This is a genomic window from Herbiconiux oxytropis (assembly GCF_024979315.1).
Lineage (GTDB): Bacteria > Actinomycetota > Actinomycetes > Actinomycetales > Microbacteriaceae > Herbiconiux > Herbiconiux oxytropis.
Genome location: NZ_JANLCK010000007.1, coordinates 1 through 17545, shown reverse-complemented (window position 1 = coordinate 17545; position 17545 = coordinate 1). Strand labels below are relative to the sequence as shown.

The following is a 17545-nucleotide window of genomic DNA, read 5'->3' as shown; positions in this document are numbered from 1 at the left end:
CTTTCGGGTAGCGGGTGGGGCGGTCACAGTGAGCACGCCGTCAGAGCATGCAGCTGACGCAGCCGTCGACCTCCGTGCCCTCCAGCGCGAGCTGGCGGAGACGGATGTAGTAGATGGTCTTGATGCCCTTGCGCCAGGCGTAGATCTGCGCCCGGTTGATGTCGCGGGTGGTGGCGGTGTCCTTGAAGAACAGCGTGAGCGAGAGGCCCTGGTCGACGTGCTGCGTGGCCGCGGCGTAGGTGTCGATGATCTTCTCGGCGCCGATCTCGTAGGCGTCGGCGTAGTACTCCAGGTTGTCGTTCGTGAGGAACGGCGCCGGGTAGTAGACGCGGCCGATCTTGCCTTCCTTGCGGATCTCGATCTTCGACGCCACGGGGTGGATCGACGAGGTCGAGTTGTTGATGTACGAGATCGATCCGGTGGGCGGCACGGCCTGCAGGTTCTGGTTGTAGATGCCGTGGGCCTGGATGGAGGCCTTCAGCTCGAGCCAGTCGCTCTGCGTGGGGATGGCGATCTCCGACGAGGCGAACAGCTCGGCGACGCGCGCCGTCGCCGGCACCCACGGTGCATCCGTGTACTTGTCGAAGAACTCGCCCGAGGCGTAGGTCGAGTCCTCGAAGCCGTCGAACTTCTCGTTGCGCTCGATCGCGATCGAGTTCGAGGCGCGCAGGGCGTGGAACAGCACGGTGTAGAAGTAGATGTTCGTGAAGTCGACACCCTCCTCCGAGCCGTAGTGCACACGCTCACGGGCGAGGTAGCCGTGCAGGTTCATCTGGCCGAGGCCGATGGCGTGCGACTTGTCGTTGCCGTCCTCGATCGAGCGCACCGAGGTGATGTGCGACTGGTTCGACACCGAGGTGAGGCCGCGGATGGCCGTCTCGACGGTGAGGCCGAAGTCGGGCGAGTCCATCGACAGCGCGATGTTCATCGACCCGAGGTTGCACGAGATGTCCTTGCCGATGTGGTCGTACGACAGGTCTTCGTTGTAGGTCGTGGGCGTGTTGACCTGCAGGATCTCCGAGCACAGGTTCGACATGTTGATGCGGCCCTTGATGGGGTTCGCCTTGTTGACGGTGTCTTCGTACATGATGTACGGGTAGCCGGATTCGAACTGGATCTCGGCGAGGGTCTGGAAGAACTCGCGGGCCTTGATCTTGGTCTTGCGGATGCGCGGGTCGTCGACCATCTCGCGGTACTTCTCGGTCACCGAGATGTCGCCGAAGGGCAGGCCGTAGACCTTCTCGACGTCGTACGGCGAGAAGAGGTACATGTCCTCGTCGTTCTTGGCGAGCTCGAACGTGATGTCGGGCACCACGACGCCGAGCGACAGCGTCTTGATGCGGATCTTCTCGTCGGCGTTCTCGCGCTTGGTGTCGAGGAACTTCATGATGTCGGGGTGGTGGGCGCTCAGGTAGACGGCGCCCGCACCCTGACGCGCACCGAGCTGGTTGGCGTAGGAGAAGGAGTCTTCGAGGAGCTTCATGACGGGGATGATGCCCGAGGACTGGTTCTCGATCTGCTTGATCGGGGCGCCGGCCTCACGGATGTTCGAGAGCAGCAGGGCCACGCCGCCGCCGCGCTTCGAGAGCTGCAGGGCGGAGTTGATGCCGCGGGCGATCGACTCCATGTTGTCTTCGATGCGCAGCAGGAAGCAGGAGACGAGCTCGCCGCGCTGAGCCTTGCCCGTGTTGAGGAAGGTGGGGGTGGCGGGCTGGAAGCGGCCGCCGATGATCTCCTCCACGAGGTTGACGGCGAGCTTCTCGTCGCCCTGGGCGAGGCCGAGGGCCGTCATGACCACTCTGTCTTCGAAGCGCTCGAGGTAGCGCTTGCCGTCGAACGTCTTGAGCGTGTAGCTCGTGTAGTACTTGAACGCGCCGAGGAAGGTCTCGAAGCGGAACTTCTTCGAGTAGGCGAGGTCGTTGAGCTTCTGGATGAACTCGAACGAGTACGACTCGATCAGCTCGCGCTCGTAATACTCCTTCTCGATCAGGTAGTCGAGGCGCTCGCGCAGGTTGTGGAAGAAGACCGTGTTCTGGTTGACGTGCTGCAGGAAGTACTGCTTCGCCGCCTCTTTGTCCTTGTCGAACTGGATCAGACCGTTGTCGTCGTAGAGGTTGAGCATCGCGTTGAGCGAGTGGTAGTCGAGCGCGGGGGAGGCCTGGGGGGCCTCGATCAGAGTTGCTTCCACAGTCTGTCCAATCCGTTCTGGACGGCCTCGCGGTCATCCGGGGTTCCGAATACTTCGAATCGATAGAGGAGCGGAACCCCCGTCTTGCGCGCGACGATGTCGCCCGCAAGGCAGTAGGCCTCGCCGAAGTTGGTGTTGCCGGCGGCGATGACGCCCCGGATGAGTGATCGGTTCTCCTCGTCGTTGAGGAAGTGGATCACCTGCTTGGGCACGGCCCCCGCTCCGTTGCCCCCGCCGTAGGTGGGGAGCACGAGCACGTAGGGGGCCGTGGCCTTCAGCTTCTCTTCGCGGGCGTAGATCGGGATGCGCGAGGCAGGCCGGCCGAGCGACTCGACGAAGCGGTGGGTGTTGCCGGAGACGCTCGAGAAGTAGACGAGGTCGTCGGTCACCGGCTCAGGCCGTGACGCGGCTGGCCAGCTCGGCGATCTTGTCGGGGCGGAAGCCGGACCAGTGGTCGCCCTCGCTCGTCATGACCACGGGGGCCTGCAGGTAGCCGAGCTCCTTGACGGTCTCGAGCGCCTTCTCGTCGACCGACAGGTCGAAGATCTCGAACTCGAGACCCTTGTTCTCGAGGGCGCGGTAGGTTGCCGTGCACTGCACGCAGGAAGGCTTCGTGTAGACGGTGATTGCCATGAGGAGAGCACCTTTCTCGAGACGAGGAAAGAGGGAGGATCTGGGGATTTCCGGCCCTTCGAGCCCTATCAGGGGGCTCTCAGCGCCGGGAGTTCAATACTACATCTAGTTCTCTGCGATATCGAGCACCACTAGATGAAGTGTTACACCCGTGTAATTATCCACAGGCCATCCACACCTGTGCACAGAGTTTCGACCCCTTACTCCACAGCCGGAACGGCGTGATTCCGGCCTTGTCGGCCGACCTGTGGAGAGAAAGGGATCCATGGCCTGAGGATAAGTTCAACCTCCGACATCCGGCGCGTCGGGCGTGTCGCCACGGGGACGCGACCAGGGGTGGGGCTAGGGGTGCTCGTGGTGGGCGAGCCACCGGGTGAGGATGCGCTCGAGCTCGGCCCGGTCGGCCGGGTCGAGCTCGGCCACCAGGCGGGCCTCATTGGCCATGTGCTCGGTGAAGGCGGCGTCGATGAGCTCGCGGCCGGCCGACGTGAGCGACACCACGCGGCGGCGGCCGTCTTCAGGGCCCGCAGCCCGACGGCTGACCAGACCCGCCGCCTCCAGCCGGTCGATCCGCTTGGACATCGCCCCCGTGGTCACCATCGTGTGCTCGGCCAGCTCGCCGGGCGCGCGCTCGAACGGCGGGCCGCTCCGGCGGAGGGTGGCCAGCACGTCGAACTCCCCCTCGCCGAGACCGTGCCGCTCGTAGACGGCGACGAGTTCGCCGGTGAGTGCGCCCGCCAGACGGTGCAGCCGGCCGATCACCCCCTGGGGCGAGACGTCGAGGTCGGGTCGCTCCCGCCGCCACTCCTCTTGAATGCGCCCGACCCGATCCTCGTTCTCCGCCACCCCTCGACTCTAGCTTCCCAGGAAGCTAGAGTGCCTTCCATGGAAGTTACATCCAGACGGTGGCGCTGGATCGCCCTCACCGCGATCGCGCCCATCGCCTGGGGGTCGAACTACTTCGTCACCCGACAGTTCCTTCCAGACGACTCCCCGCTCTGGGGTGCCGTCATCCGAGCACTCCCGGCTGGTCTGCTGCTGCTCGCGCTCGCCCGCGAGCGACCCCGGGGCGAGTGGTGGTGGCGGTCGCTCGTGCTCGGCACGCTCAACGTGGGTGCCTTCTTCGTGCTCATCTACCTCGCCTCGCAGCTGCTGCCGACGAGCGTGGCGTCGACCCTCATGGCGTCGTCGGCCGCCGTGCTGCTCCTGCTCGCCTGGCCGCTGCTGCGGGAACGCCCGGCACTCGTGTCGGGGATCGGGGCCGTGGTGGGCTTCGCGGGAGTGGCGATCATGCTGCTCGGCGCAGATCCGGAAGACGCCGTCCCCGGCACCTCCGCGGGCGTCGATCCGCTCGGCGTCGCCGTCTCACTCGTGGCCATGCTGATGTCGTCGCTCGGTTTCGTGCTGGCCAAGCGCTGGGGAGGCGGCGTGCGCCTTCTGCCGCTCACCGCCTGGCAGCTGATCGCGGGCGGCCTCGTGGTGCTGCCGCTCGCCGTGCTCGTCGAGGGCGCGCCACCGGTGCTCGACGGCCCGGCGCTCGTCGGCTTCGCCTACGTCGCGATGGTGGCCACGGCGCTCGCCTTCGTGGCGTGGTTCGCGGGGCTCCGCCATCTGCCCGCCGGATCCGTGGGACTCGTCGGGCTGCTCAATCCGGTCACCGGCGTGCTGCTCGGCACGCTCGTGGCCCACGAAGCCTTCGGGCCGGCGCAGGCGCTCGGCACCGCACTGGTGCTCGGCGGGGTCGTCGTGGGCCAGCGGAGTACAACGCGCCCGCGGGATGCCGTGACGGCCCCCGTTCGGGTAGTGTTCCCCCACCGACACTGATGGGGGCTCCCTATGAACGACTGCCTGCTGGCGGCGACCGGATCGTCTGATTCCTGGCCGTGGCTGCTCGCCCTGGGTCTCGTGGTGATCGGCCTCGGCACGGCTGCCGTGCTGCTTCGCCGCGGCCGCCGCCCCGCCGTGATGCTCGCCGCCGTGCCCCTCGTGGCGCTGGCCCTCGTGGTCTCCGGAGCCGGGGCCCCCGCCCCGACGTTCGCGCACGACGGCGGCTCGGGCTGCTCGACCCCCACTCCGACCCCCACTCCGGCGCCGACCCCGGCCCCCACGCCCTCGCCCGACCCCACCGTCTACCGCCCCGGAGACGCCGGCATCGGCGACCCCTATTTTCCGCTCGACGGCAACGGCGGCTACGACGTGGAGCACTACGCCCTCGACCTCGCCTACGACCCCGAGACGAACGTGCTCGCGGGCACCGCGACCATCACCGCGACGGCCACCCAGAACCTCTCGGCCTTCAACCTCGACTTCGACACCCGCACGGTCGACGGCGCCGACTCCATCTCGATCTCGGGCATCACGGTCGCCCCCGCTCCCGGTGCCGCCGCGACGGCCTCCGACTGGAGCCTCGCGAGCACGCAGATCAGCGCGGTCACCGGCCAGCCGCAGACGCCCGAGAGCACCGACGCCGACGCCACGCCGCCGCGCACCGAGCTCACCGTCATCCCCGTCTCCGGTCTCCCCGCCGGCACGAGCTTCAGCACCACGGTCGCCTACAGCGGCGTGCCCATCACGATCGACGACGCGTTCGGCCCCGCCGGGGTCTTCGAGTCACCGGACGGCGCGGTGGTCGTGGGCCAGCCCCGCGTGGCCGCCACCTGGTTCCCCGCCAACGACCACCCCTCCGACAAGGCCACCTTCACGCTCCGGATGGCCGCACCGACGGGTCTCGAGGTCATCGGCAACGGCGCCCTCACGGGCGAGGAGGCCTCGGGCGAGCAGACGATCTGGACCTGGGAGACCACCCAGCCCATGGCCACCTACCTCGCCACCGCCACGATCGGCGACTACGAGGTCACCACCGACGTCGACGAGGAGACGGGCATCTCCTACTACGACGCCATCGACCCCGAGCTCTACGACAGGGTCACCGACGGCGGCACCACCTCCGTGGGTGAGGTCGCGAAGGAGATCTTCGCCTCCGAGCCCGAGGTGATCGCGTTCCTCGAGGAGCACTTCGGCCCTTACCCCTTCACCGAGGCGGGCGGCATCGCGATCGGCGAGATCGCTCCGGGTGAAGACCTGCCCTACGCGCTCGAGAACCAGACCCGGCCGATCTACCCGGCCTGGGCCTTCCCGGCAGACGCCGACCCCGCGGTCGTGGTGCACGAACTCGCCCACCAGTGGTACGGCGACTCGCTCGCGATGAAGCGCTGGAGCGACATCTGGCTCAACGAGGGCTTCGCCACCTACGCCGAGTGGCTCTGGAGCGAGGGCCACGGCGGCCCGGGCGCCCAGGAGTACTTCGACGAGTACTACGCGAACCCGCCGGGCGACGACGACGCCTTCTGGTCGACCGTCGTGGCCGATCCGGGTGCCGCGGGCATCTTCGACACGGCCGTCTACTACCGCGGGGCGATGACGCTCCAGGCGCTCAAGCTCGAGGTGGGAGACGCGGCGTTCGACACGATCGTGCGCGACTGGGCCACTTCGAAGGCGGGTGGCACGGTCTCGACCACCGAGTTCGTGGAGTTCGCGGAGTTCGTCTCGGGTCAGGACCTGACCGACTTCTTCGAGGAGTGGGTCTACAGCCCCACGAAGCCGACGCTCTAGCGCGGCAGTCCCAGCACGCGCTCGAGGTAGGCGTTCCGGAGCCTGTGCTCAGGGTCGTGGCGTTCGGCGAGCGCGCGGAAGTCGTCGATCCGCTCGTAACGGGGCACGACCTGCGACGCCCCCAGCGAGAACCACTTGCCCCAGTGCGGCCGCACGTCGAAGGGTTCGAGCGCCTGCTCGATGAGGGGAAGTAGCTCCCGCACAGCCTGCGGCTCGTTGCGCCAGGTGAAGTGGATGGCGAGGCTGTCGCGCCCGTAGGCAGGGCTCAGCCACAGCTCGTCGGCCGCCACGCTGCGGAGCTCGGTCACGAGCAGGTGCGGCGCGATCCGGGAGGCGAGGGCTCTGACCGCCGTGAGCGCCGCCGCGGCGTCCGAGCGCGCCACGAAGTACTCGCTCTGGATCTCGTCCCCCGCGCTCGGCGTGGCGTCGAGCCGGAAGTGCGGCAGCCGCTCGGCCCACGATCCGGGCACTCCGCCCTGCACCGTGGTGTTGTCGAGGTCGTCGCCCGCGGGCGTCATGACCTTGGCCGTGCTCGGGCGAGCGCCGAAGAAGTCGCCGCCGAAGAGGGTGGCGGGCAGCTCCTCGCCCTCCTCGAGCCGCGTCTTCACCCAGGCCTGCTTGAGGGTCTCACCCCTCCAGTCGGCGAAGAGGCTCACGCTGTAGCCGGCCGAGAGCACGGCCTCCGGATCGGCGAGCACCGACTCCCAGGGCAGGTCGACGAACACGTCCTGCCGCACCCGGTAGGTGGGCTGCACGTCGAGCACGAGCCGGGTCACGACGCCGAGCGCCCCGAGATGCACGACGGCACCGTCGAAGCCCTCGTCGCCGCGCGCGAGCCGCACGGGCTCACCACGCCCGTCGACGAACTCGAGCGCGGCGACCGCGGTCGACAGGCTGCCGTTGCCGACGCCCGAGCCGTGGGTGCCCGTCGCGGTGGCGCCGGCCACCGAGATGTGCGGCAGTGAGCCCAGGTTGTGCAGGGCCAGCCCTTCGGCCTCGAGTGCCAGGGCGAGCGCGCCGTAGCGGATGCCCGCGGGCACATCGACGGTGCGCCTGTCGAGGGCCACGACCGGCCCCGCACCGAGCGCCGTGACATCGCCTGGACAACCGGGGTCGCCGGGGTCGCCCACGGTCACGAGCTCACCCTCGGTGTCGGCGATGTCGTTGAACGAATGCCGGGTGCCGAGCGCGCGCACGCGATCCGATTGCCGGATGACGCGCTGCAGCTCGTCGACGCTCGTGGGTCGCCGGAGCGACACGGCCCCGAACACGTGGGTTCCGGCCCAGGTCGCCCCGACGTCGGTCATGCTGCGGCCGCCGCTACTTGCGCGGCAGCGCGCGGTCGAGGTCGGCGATCAGGTCGTCGACCGACTCGATGCCCACCGAGAGGCGGATGACGTTCTCGGGGACCTCGAGCACGGTGCCCTTCACCGAGGCGTGCGTCATCTCGGTCGGGTAGCCGATGAGCGACTCGACACCGCCGAGCGACTCCGCGAGCTGGAACAGCTGCGTCGACTCCGCGAACCGGCGCGCCGCCTTCGGGCCGCCCTTCAGCGCGAGCGAGATCATGCCACCGAAGGAGCGCATCTGCCGCTTGGCGAGCTCGTGACCGGGGTGGGTGGGGAGTCCGGGGTAGTACACGCCCTCGAGGGCGGGGTGGCCCACGAGGTGCTCGGCGATCGCCTGGGCGTTGGAGGAGTGCCGGTCCATGCGCACCGCGAGGGTCTTGATGCCGCGCGTGGTGAGCCACGCATCCATCGGGCCCGACACCCCGCCTGAGGCGAACTGCAGAAAGCGGATCTTCTCCTCCAGCGCGTCGTCGTTCAGCACCACGGCACCGCCGAGCACGTCCGAGTGGCCGCCGAGGTACTTGGTGGTGGAGTGCACCACGATGTCGGCGCCGAGGGCGAGCGGCTGCTGCAGGTAGGGCGAGGCGAAGGTGTTGTCGACCACCACGAGCGCACCGGCGGCGTGGCCGATCTCGGCGAGCTCGGCCACGTCGCTGATCTTCATGAGCGGGTTCGAGGGGGTCTCGAGCCACAGCAGCTTCGTCGCCCCGGCGGCGACGGCCTTCGACACGGCGGAGAGGTCGCTCATCTCGACGACCTCGTTCTGCACGCCCCACTTGCCGTGGATGCGCTCGATCAGGCGGTGAGTGCCGCCGTAGACGTCGTTGCCCATGACGATGCGGTCGCCGGGCTCCAGCACGGCGCGCAGCAGCGCGTCTTCCGCGGCGAGGCCGGAGGCGAAGCTCAGGCCGTGCTTCGCGCCCTCGAGCGCGGCGAGCTGGGTCTCGAGCGCGGTGCGGGTGGGGTTGCCGCCGCGGGTGTACTCGTACCCGTTCCGGAACCCGCCGATGCCGTCCTGCACGAACGTGCTCGTGAAGTAGACGGGCGGGATGATCGCTCCGGTGGTGGGGTCGAACTCCTGGCCGGCGTGGATGGCGAGGGTCTCGAACTGCTCGGTCTTCTTGGTGGCCATGTCGGATGCCTTTCGGATCAGGCTTCGCTGAGGAAGGTGAGGAGGTCCTGGCGGGTGATCACGGAGACGGGTTTGCCGTCATCCGACACCAGCAGGGCCGGGGAGGAGGTGAGCGCCTGGCGGGCGGCCGCGACGGGCTCGTTGGCCCCGATGAGAGGGAGGGAGGCGCCGACGAAGTCGCCGACCTTGTCGGTCATCGCGGCCTCGCCGCCGAACACCTGCTCGAGCAGGGTCTTCTCGTCGAGCGAGCCGATCACCTCGCCCATCACCACGGGGGGCTCGGCCGAGAGCACGGGCAGCTGCGAGACGCCGTAGGTGGTCATGATCCCGATGGCGTCGTGCACGGTGTCGCTCGGGTGGGCGTGCACGAGGGCGGGCAGGCCCTCGCTCTTGAGCTTCAGCATGTCGCGCACGGTGGCGCCCTCGGAGACGTTCGCGAAGCCGTAGGAGCGCATCCACTTCTCGTTGAAGATCTTGCCGAGGTAGCCGCGGCCGCCGTCGGGCAGGAGCACGACCACCACGGCGTCCTCCGGCAGGTCCTTCGCGGCCTTCAGCGCCACCGAGACGGCGAGACCGCTCGAGCCGCCCACCAGGAGGCCCTCCTCGCGGGCGAGCCGCCTGGTCATCTCGAACGACTCGGCGTCGCTCGAGGCGATGATCTCGTCGACGACGGTGCCGTCGTAGGCGGTGGGCCAGAAGTCCTCGCCCACGCCCTCCACGAGGTAGGGGCGGCCGGTGCCGCCGGAGTACACCGATCCTTCGGGGTCGGCGCCGATGATCTGCACGCGGCCGTCCGAGACCTCCTTGAGGTAGCGGCCGGTGCCGCTGATGGTGCCGCCGGTGCCCACGCCCGCCACGAAGTGGGTCACGAGGCCCTCGGTGTCGCGCCAGATCTCGGGACCGGTCGACTGGTAGTGGCTGAGCGGGCCGTTCTGGTTGGAGTACTGGTTGGGCTTGAAGGCACCCGGGATCTCGGTGACGAGGCGGTCGGAGACCGAGTAGTAGGAGTCCGGATCCTCGGGGGCGACGGCCGTGGGGGTCACCACGATCTCGGCGCCGTAGGCCGTGAGCACGTTGCGCTTGTCCTCGCCCACCTTGTCCGGCAGCACGAACACGCAGCGGTAGCCGCGCTGCTGCGCCACGAGGGCGAGACCGATGCCGGTGTTGCCCGAGGTGGGCTCCACGATCGTGCCGCCCGGCTTCAGCAGGCCCTCGCGCTCGGCGGCGTCGATGATGTTGGTCGCGATGCGGTCCTTCGACGACCCACCCGGGTTGAGGTACTCGATCTTGGCGAGCACGGTGGCCTTGATGCCGTCGGTGACGCTGTTGAGCTTGACGAGCGGGGTGTTGCCGACGAGTTCGATGACGCTGTTGGCGTACTTCATGGGGTGTCCTTGAGTGGGTCTCGCGACCGCTTCGTGCAGATCGTGCACGGCGCGCAGCGAGAGCGGCGGCTGGGGGCGGTGACGATTCCGTGCGTGAAGGGAGTCGTCGCTCAGCGACGACAACAGGGGAGGTTCACGAACACCCCTCCACTCTAGCTCAGGCCGACCGCCTCGTCGCCGATCGCGATGACACCGGAGGAGTCCCGCGCGCGGGCGATCGCCGCGAGCGCGAGCACGCGGCGGTTGTCGAGCTGCTCGCCCACGCGTCTGGCCAGAGCAGGGTTCTGCCGCACGGCGGCATCCACCGCGTCGCGCGGCACCCGCAGCACCAGGGTGGGGCGGGTGGCGGTGGCGAAGTAGGTGGTGGGCTGACGGGTGAGGGCCGTGAGCCCCACCGACTCCCCGCTCCCCAGTTCACTGAACTGGAGACGCCCGTTCTCGAACGGCACCGTGAGCTGCAGGGCGCCCTCGAGCACGATCCGCAGGCTGTCGGGCACCCGGCCGAGCTCCTGCACGGTCTCGCCCGCTCCCCACTGCTCCACCCGGCAGAGTCCGGCGATCTCATCGAGATCGCCGCCGCCGAGGCCGAACAGCGGCCCCACCGAGGTGAGAGCCGCTCGCACCGACTCGGGGGTGTTGACGGGGTCGGTGGCGTCGCCGTCGAGGGCCAGGTCGTGCCGCCTGGCGGCGTACCAGAGCCAGCCGAGGAACAGCGAGACCGCCTCCTCCTCGCGCGCCGGAGACGTGACGGGCAGGCTGACGTCGAAGGCTCCGTTGCCGCGGTAGGCGACGGCCGGCTTGTCGACCGGGTCGAGCATGGGCAGCGCCCGTGCCACCTGCACGAGCATGGCCGAGACCTCGTGCGGCGCGTCGTCGGTGGAGAACTTCACCGTGGCCGTGGCCACGTACGCACCCGCGGGCTGGCTGAGGTTCGTGAACGAGGCGCCCGCGAGCGAGGAGTTGGGCACGATCTGGATGCCGTTGCCGGTGTCGATGTGCACGGCGCGCCAGTTGACCTCCACCACCCGCCCCCGGCCCGCCGGGGTGTCGAGGAAGTCACCGAGCTTGAACGGCTGCTCGAACAGCAGCAGGAGCCCCGAGATGACCGAGCCCACCGCGTTCTGCAGGGCGAGACCGATCACGATCGAGGTCACGCCGAGCGCGGCGAACAGACCCCCGACGTCGGCTCCCCAGACCCAGGAGAACAGGATGGCGAGCCCCACCAGGATGAGCACGAGCCGCGCCAGGTCGATGAAGATCGAGGGCAGCCGCTTCTGCCAGCTGCCCTCCGTGGCGTTCGAGAACAGCGCCACGTTGAACGCCGAGAGCACGAGCAGGATGAGCAGGAAGCCGAGCACCGTGCCGACGACCCGCACCCAGGTGAGGTCGAACTGCTGGTCGGAGGCGAGGGTCATCAGGACGAACAGCGCGAACACCGGCACCACGAGGTTGCGCAGCAGCCGCAGCGGCTTCGCAGCGGGGCTGCCGCGCCGCACGAGGTGGCCGAGGATCTCGGTGAGCACCACGAGCAGGACCGGCAGGCCGATCGCGAGCCCGACGGCCCAGGGGAACCACGGTTCGGTCCAGATCGCGGTCATCAGGAGACCTGCCACACCGACTGGGTCGCACCCGCGATCTCGATCTCGCCGACCTGGGTGAGGCCCGCCGTGTCGGGCAGCTTGTCGCGCACCCGTTGCGTGAGGAAGATCCCGGGCCGGCCGGAGAGCGCCTGCACCCGGTTCGCCACGTTGACCGCGTCACCCCACATGTCGTAGGCGATGCTCGCCTGGCCCACGAGACCGCTCGTCACCGTTCCGCTGTCGATGCCCACCCGGATGGCGATGCCGGCGTCGTGCTGGGCGTTGAAGCGCGCCACGATCTCGGCGAGCTGCAGGGCGAAGCCGACGGTGCGGCGCGCACTGTCGACGCGCGGCACGATGAGACCGCAGCTCGCGAGGTATCCGGCGCGGAGGGTGCGCACCTTCTCCACCCCGGCCGCCGCCGCGGCGTCGTCGAACTGCCGCATGAGGTCGTTGAGCAGCGACAGCTCGCGGTCGGTGCCGAGGCCCGCGGCGAAATCGTCGAAGCCGGCGAGGTCGGCGTAGACCACGGTCACGTCCTGGTGGTTCTCGGCGATCGTCTCCTCGCCCTCGCGGTATCGGCGGGCCACCTTCTCGGGCATCACGCTGAGCAGCAGGCGGTCGGTCTCGGCGCGCTGCTCGTCGATGAGCTGCTGCTTGACCTGCAGGCTCCGGCTCATGTCGTTGAATGCCACCGACAGGTCACCGAACTCGTCGCGCGTGCGGGAGGTGACCTCCACCCCGAGATCGCCGCCCGCCACCCGCCGCACCGCGCCCACGAGGGTTCTGACCGGGCGCGCGAAGACCTGCGCGAGCAGGAGCGACAGCAGCGAGACGGCGACGATGATGGCGAGCATGGCCAGGGCGATGTTGCGGGTGAACTCGTCGACGGGCGCGAACGCCTCGGCCGAGGTGATGCTCGAGACCAGCACCCACTGCACGCCCGCGATGTCGACCGGGGTGTAGGCGGCGAGGGTCTCCCGGCCGAGGTAGTCCCTGGCGACCGTCGTGCCCTTCTTGCCCGTGAGGGCGAGGTCGACGGGGAGGGTGTCGACGCGCTGGAGTTCGACCGTGCCACCCACGTCGACCATCCGTTGCGCCGTCGCCGGCGACGAACCGCCCTCGATCGTGAGCTCCCGGAACTGCTCCGGGTCGTCGATGAGCAGGCGCGACACCGAGCGCATCGTGCGGTCGGGGCCCACGAGATAGGACTCCCCCGTCTCGCCGAGCCCGTAGGCAGCCCAGTCCTCCCCGCTGGTCATGACGTCGTTGATGGCCGTGATCGGCAGTTGCACGGCGAGCACGCCGTTCACCACGCCGTCCGCACCGATGGGCGAGACGCCCCAGGCGGTGGGCACCCCGAGCGAGGGCTGGTAGCGCTCGAAGTCGGTGATCTCGGTGTAGTCGACCACGTTCGAGTTCAGGGCGTCGTCGTAGGCCTCGGCGAGGATCGTGCCCTTGTAGGGGCCGGTCAGCACATTGGTGCCGAGGTCGACGCCCTTGTAGACGGAGTAGACGACGTTGCCTTCGGTGTCGAGGATGAGGGCATCCTCGTACTGGTAGCTCGTGACCATCTCGCGGAAGTAGGAGTTGTAGCGGGCGTTGACCGCCGACCACGCGCTGCCGTCCCCGGCGTCGTCGACGAGCGCAGCGTCGTCGAAACTGGCCGGCGGCACGGTGTACTCGGCCTGCAGCGTGATCTCCGCGCTCGAGGTGGGCAGGAAGACCGCCGGGTCGGAGGTGTCGCCCGTGCGCTCTTCGAGGGCCGGGATGAACTCGGTGTCGTAGTAGGCGTCGACCACGGCTTCCCGGGCCGGGTCGACCGGCTGGGCGTTGAGCTCGGCGAACGCGCTCGCGAACTCCACGGCGGCCTGGTTGCCCGTGGCGCCGCTCGAGTCGAGGCGCAGTCCCGCCTCGATGTTCGAGAACAGCGCCTGGACGGCGTCGGCCTTGGCCTCGCGCACGTTGGTGAGCTGGTCGAACGCCGCGTCGCGCAGGCTGTCGCGGCCGTTCGTGTAGCCGACCCACCCCACCACGAGCGTCGATCCGATGCTCACCGAGAGCAGCATGATGAGGAGCTTCGACTGGATGCCGAGGCCGCGCCGTCGAGAGCCCGGCGAGACTTGCGCCCCCTGCGCCGTCGTCGTCCCCTGGGCTCCCGCCCGCTGCGTCGTCCGCTCCCGCACCATCGTGCCCCCACACTGTGACCGGCCGCCCGGAAGGTGCCGATAGCCGCCACTCTAGCGGTCGGCCCGGCCGGCTCGTGTGCGAGCACGCGGCGGCGGCCGCGGCTCTCGCACCGCGCGGCACCTCGGTGGTGATCGAGAGGGCCGGGCACGCCACCAGCAGCCGGCGGCCTTCGATGAGCAGCTGCTCGGCTTCCTTCGCACCTCCCGAGGCTGACCAGCCCTCAGGGGGTGAAGGCCTTGCCGGGGTTGAGGAGGCCGGCCGGGTCGAGCGCGTGCTTGACGGCGGTATGCAGGGCGCGCACCCGGGGCGAGAGCTCCTCGGCCGCACCCGGGAGCTTCAGGAGGCCCACGCCGTGCTCGCCCGTGACGGTGCCGCCGAGCGCGAGGCAGTCGGCCACGATGGTGTCGAACGCGGTCTTGGCCCTGGCCTTCGCGGCCTCGTCGCCCTCGGGCGCGATGATCAGCGGATGCAGGTTGCCGTCGCCCGCATGGGCGATGTTGGCGATCGTGACGTCGTGGGCGGATGCTGCGGCCTCGATGCGCTCGAGCATCTCGGGCACGGCGCCACGGGGCACGCAGATGTCCTCGGTGAGCACGGGGCCGAGCCGCTCGAGCGCCGGGTAGGCGAGGCGGCGGGCGAGAAAGAGCCGGGCCACCTCGTCCGGGTCGGTCGCCCGCTCGACGCCGAGGGCGCCCGCTTCGCGCATCCGCTCGGCGACCGCCTCGGCAGCCCCTTCACCCGCGTCGCCCGGCTCGTCGACCTTGGCCAGCAGCAGCGTGTCGACCCCGGTGGGCAGCCCGAGGTGCTGCCACTCGTCGACCGCACGCAGGCATGTGCCGTCGACGATCTCGAGCGCCGAGGGGATGACGCCGGCCGCGCTGATGGCGGCGACCGCCACGCCGGCGTCGCGCACCGAGGCGAACGAGCCCACGACCGCACGCTCCTGCCGACCGGCGAGCGGCAGCAGGCGCACGGTGACATCGACGATGATGCCGAGGGTGCCCTCCGAGCCCACCATCAGGTGGGTGAGGTCGTAGCCCACGACGCCCTTCGCGGTGCGGCGGCCGAGGCGCACGATCTCGCAGTCGGCGAGCACCACGGTGAGGCCGAGCACGTAGTCACGCGTCACGCCGTACTTCACGCAGCAGATGCCGCCGGCGTTCGTGGCGGCGTTGCCGCCGATGGTGGAGATGGCGGAGCTCGCCGGGTCCGGCGGATACCAGAGGCCGTGCTCGGCGACGGCCGCGCGCAGGGCGTCGTTCAGCACGCCCGCCTGCGCCACCGCGACGCGCTCGGCCGCGTCGATCTCGAGCACCCGGTTCATGCGCTCGAGTGAGAGCACGATGGAGTCGGCCGTGGCGTTGGCGCCGCCGGAGAGACCCGTTCCGGCACCTCGCGGCACGACGCTCGCGCCGTGGGCGGCGGCTATCCGCACCACGGCGGCGACCTCCTCGGTGCTCTCGGCGAGCACCACGGCCACCGGCGGGGCGAAGGCCGCCCATTCGGCGTCGTCGTGGCTGTAGGCCTCCCGCTCGGCGTCGCCCGTGAGCACCCGCTCGGCAGGCACGGCGGCCCGGAGAGCTTCGCGGACGGGGTCGAGGTGGGCGGTGCTGGTCATCCCTCCACCGTATCGGCCAGCACAGGAGTGGGCGCCCGTGGACGGCGAGAACGACGGAGTCTCCGGGCGCCCGGCCGTGTGGCATCCGTCGTTCACCACCCGGGCGGCCGATCTCCGTCGATTCCGCGGGCCGACCCGCGCGGCCCGTCAGGGGTGGGATGGGCGGATGGGCGCAGGCCGTCAGGCCCGGCGCGGCCGCAGCACGACGGCGGCGAGAATGCTCGCGAGCAGCACGAGCGCCACGATGAGGCCGACCACCGCATCCCACCCCGCCCAGGCGAGCACGACGCCGCCGAACCAGCCGAAGAGGCTGGAGCCCGCGTAGTAGGCCAGGTTGTAGAGCGACGAGGCCTGGGCGCGGCCCACCACGGCCTCGCGACCGGTCCAGCCCGAGGCGATGGCGTGGGCGGCGAAGAAGCCGGCGGTGGCCACGACGAGGCCGACGAGCACCACGGCGAGCTGGTCGACCGCCGTGAGCGCGACACCCGCGATCATCACGAGGCCGGCCCCCACGAGCACCCGCTGCGGGCCGAAGCGCGAGGCCACTCCCCCGGCCCACGACGCCGAGACCGTTCCCGAGAGGTAGGCCACGAAGATGAGGCTCACGAACAGCTGCGGGAGCCCGAACGGTTCGCCGAGCAGCCGGAAGCCGAGGTAGTTGTAGAGCGCCACGAACGCGCCCATCAAGAGGAATCCCTGCGCGTAGAGCACGAGCAGCCGCGGCGACTTGAGGTTGACCGCGAGCCGGTGCCCGAGCCCGCGACCCGCCGCGCGCGACGACACGAAGCCCCGGGCCCTCGGCACCAGGAAGATGAAGGCGACCGTCGCGAGCCCGCAGACGAACCCCACCGCGAGCACGCCGATGCGCCACGACACGAGCTCGCCCACGGGACCCGCGACGAGCCGGCCGGACAGCCCGCCGATCGAGGTGCCCGCCACGTAGATGCCCGCGGCCCGCACGATGTCGCGCTTCGCGATCTCCTCGCCGAGCAGCGCGATGGCCGTGGCGGGCACCCCGGCCACGAGGAGGCCCTCGACGAACCGCCCGGCCAGCAGCACCGGGATGCTCGGCGAGAACGGCACCACCAGCGCGATAAGCGAGGCCCCGGCGAGGGCGATCGTCATGGCGCGCACCCGGCCGATCCGGTCGGCGAGCACCGACCACGGGATGACTCCCACGGCGAGGCCGATGGCCGCGACCGAGAGCGTGAGGGCGGCGGTGGCGGGCGCGATCCGGAGCTCGGCGGCGATCTCGGGCAGCAGCGCCTGCGTGGAGTAGAGCTGGGCGAACGTGGCGACCCCGGCGAAGAAGAGCCCCGCGAGGATGCGGCGGTACTCGCGGCTCCCCCGCTCGTGCCCCTGCCACTCCGCCACCCGGCGAGCCTAATCCCCTCACCGCCTCTGCCGAACCGTCACTTCTCGCGCCATACCCCGAGGGGATGCGTGGAAAGTGACGGTTCGGCAGAAGGTGGAGGAGGGGTGGGGACTAGGGGGTGCAGGCCTCCAGGTCCTCGACGGCGGCGCTCAGGCTCGCGGGGCCGCCCAGGAGGGTGACCTTCGTGGCGCCGAGCTCCTCGATCTGCGCGAGGGTCGCCGCCGGGATGCAGTCGGCCTTCACCGTGAACAGGGGCGCATCGATCCGAGGTCCGTACGCCGAGCCCGCAAGGGCGTCGGAGAACTTCAGACCCGTTGCGAGCAGCACGTGATCGGCTTCGGTGAAGAAGTGATCGTTGATGCTGCGAGACGCCTCGTACCGGTCGGCGCCACCCAGTCGCACCGTGGTCGCGATCTTCGCGGCATCCTTCTGGATGCCTGCCGAGACCGATGCCGGGCCGCCGGCGATCGCGATGCTCTTCAC

General features: G+C 69.9%; 14 protein-coding genes. 2 read left to right on the top strand and 12 right to left on the bottom strand.

Features of this window, described 5'->3' with window-relative positions; translation table 11 throughout:
• Positions 1 to 40: 40 nt before the first annotated feature.
• From nrdE to N1028_RS12935, 4 genes are all read right to left on the bottom strand, one after another.
• Entirely contained in the window at positions 41 to 2188 is a 2148-nt protein-coding gene (gene nrdE / locus N1028_RS12950) for a class 1b ribonucleoside-diphosphate reductase subunit alpha (RefSeq protein WP_259529655.1), read from the bottom strand.
• On the bottom strand, positions 2173 to 2577 hold the full coding sequence (nrdI, locus tag N1028_RS12945; protein ID WP_259529654.1) for a class Ib ribonucleoside-diphosphate reductase assembly flavoprotein NrdI: 405 nt from the start codon (positions 2575 to 2577) through the stop codon (positions 2173 to 2175). The genes nrdE and nrdI overlap by 16 nt, the downstream gene beginning before the upstream one ends.
• A gap of 4 nt (positions 2578 to 2581) precedes the next feature.
• On the bottom strand, positions 2582 to 2821 hold the full coding sequence (gene nrdH, locus N1028_RS12940; protein WP_259529652.1) for a glutaredoxin-like protein NrdH: 240 nt from the start codon (positions 2819 to 2821) through the stop codon (positions 2582 to 2584).
• A gap of 342 nt (positions 2822 to 3163) precedes the next feature.
• Positions 3164 to 3667, bottom strand: coding sequence for a MarR family winged helix-turn-helix transcriptional regulator (locus N1028_RS12935; protein WP_259529650.1), 504 nt, complete (start codon positions 3665 to 3667; stop codon positions 3164 to 3166).
• Positions 3668 to 3706: 39 nt separating this feature from the next.
• On the opposite strand from N1028_RS12935, the gene N1028_RS12930 reads away from it, so the two are divergent.
• Positions 3707 to 4645: a DMT family transporter gene (locus N1028_RS12930; RefSeq protein WP_259529648.1), complete on the top strand. Its 939-nt coding sequence runs from the start codon at positions 3707 to 3709 to the stop codon at positions 4643 to 4645.
• Between the two features lie 12 nt (positions 4646 to 4657).
• A complete protein-coding gene (locus N1028_RS12925; protein ID WP_259529646.1) occupies positions 4658 to 6433 on the top strand; it encodes a M1 family metallopeptidase in 1776 nt (591 codons plus the stop codon).
• On the opposite strand, the gene N1028_RS12920 is transcribed toward N1028_RS12925, so the two are convergent.
• The 8 genes from N1028_RS12920 to N1028_RS12885 form a co-directional block, all read right to left on the bottom strand.
• Positions 6430 to 7740 (bottom strand): D-arabinono-1,4-lactone oxidase, encoded by a 1311-nt coding sequence (locus N1028_RS12920; RefSeq protein ID WP_259529644.1) that lies wholly within the window; start codon positions 7738 to 7740, stop codon positions 6430 to 6432. The genes N1028_RS12925 and N1028_RS12920 overlap by 4 nt on opposite strands.
• Positions 7741 to 7753: 13 nt before the next feature.
• Positions 7754 to 8914, bottom strand: coding sequence for a cystathionine gamma-synthase (locus N1028_RS12915; RefSeq protein ID WP_259529643.1), 1161 nt, complete (start codon positions 8912 to 8914; stop codon positions 7754 to 7756).
• A gap of 17 nt (positions 8915 to 8931) precedes the next feature.
• Complete coding sequence (locus tag N1028_RS12910; protein WP_259529641.1) at positions 8932 to 10299, bottom strand: cystathionine beta-synthase; 1368 nt, start codon at positions 10297 to 10299, stop codon at positions 8932 to 8934.
• A gap of 152 nt (positions 10300 to 10451) precedes the next feature.
• Entirely contained in the window at positions 10452 to 11897 is a 1446-nt protein-coding gene (locus N1028_RS12905; protein ID WP_259529640.1) for a mechanosensitive ion channel family protein, read from the bottom strand.
• Positions 11897 to 14068: an adenylate/guanylate cyclase domain-containing protein gene (locus N1028_RS12900; RefSeq protein WP_259529635.1), complete on the bottom strand. Its 2172-nt coding sequence runs from the start codon at positions 14066 to 14068 to the stop codon at positions 11897 to 11899. The genes N1028_RS12905 and N1028_RS12900 overlap by 1 nt, the downstream gene beginning before the upstream one ends.
• Positions 14069 to 14289: 221 nt before the next feature.
• Positions 14290 to 15687 carry an FAD-binding oxidoreductase gene (locus tag N1028_RS12895; RefSeq protein WP_259529634.1) on the bottom strand — a complete coding sequence of 466 codons (1398 nt, stop codon included), beginning with the start codon at positions 15685 to 15687 and terminating at the stop codon, positions 14290 to 14292.
• A 180-nt stretch (positions 15688 to 15867) separates the two neighbouring features.
• Positions 15868 to 17061 (bottom strand): MFS transporter, encoded by a 1194-nt coding sequence (locus tag N1028_RS12890; RefSeq protein WP_259529633.1) that lies wholly within the window; start codon positions 17059 to 17061, stop codon positions 15868 to 15870.
• A gap of 112 nt (positions 17062 to 17173) precedes the next feature.
• On the bottom strand, positions 17174 to 17545 hold a 372-nt coding region (locus N1028_RS12885; RefSeq protein ID WP_259529632.1), incomplete at its 5' end, for a cell wall-binding repeat-containing protein.

Bases quoted from the DNA above. Each gene is read 5' to 3' on its own strand.
- nrdH (WP_259529652.1), bottom strand. From the start codon at position 2,821: ATGGCAATCACCGTCTACACGAAGCCTTCCTGCGTGCAGTGCACGGCA.
- N1028_RS12930 (WP_259529648.1), top strand. From the start codon at position 3,707: ATGGAAGTTACATCCAGACGGTGGCGCTGGATCGCCCTCACCGCGATC.
- N1028_RS12925 (WP_259529646.1), top strand. From the start codon at position 4,658: ATGAACGACTGCCTGCTGGCGGCGACCGGATCGTCTGATTCCTGGCCG.
- N1028_RS12920 (WP_259529644.1), bottom strand. From the start codon at position 7,740: ATGACCGACGTCGGGGCGACCTGGGCCGGAACCCACGTGTTCGGGGCC.
- N1028_RS12915 (WP_259529643.1), bottom strand. From the start codon at position 8,914: ATGGCCACCAAGAAGACCGAGCAGTTCGAGACCCTCGCCATCCACGCC.
- N1028_RS12910 (WP_259529641.1), bottom strand. From the start codon at position 10,299: ATGAAGTACGCCAACAGCGTCATCGAACTCGTCGGCAACACCCCGCTC.
- N1028_RS12905 (WP_259529640.1), bottom strand. From the start codon at position 11,897: ATGACCGCGATCTGGACCGAACCGTGGTTCCCCTGGGCCGTCGGGCTC.
- N1028_RS12900 (WP_259529635.1), bottom strand. From the start codon at position 14,068: ATGGTGCGGGAGCGGACGACGCAGCGGGCGGGAGCCCAGGGGACGACG.
- N1028_RS12895 (WP_259529634.1), bottom strand. From the start codon at position 15,687: ATGACCAGCACCGCCCACCTCGACCCCGTCCGCGAAGCTCTCCGGGCC.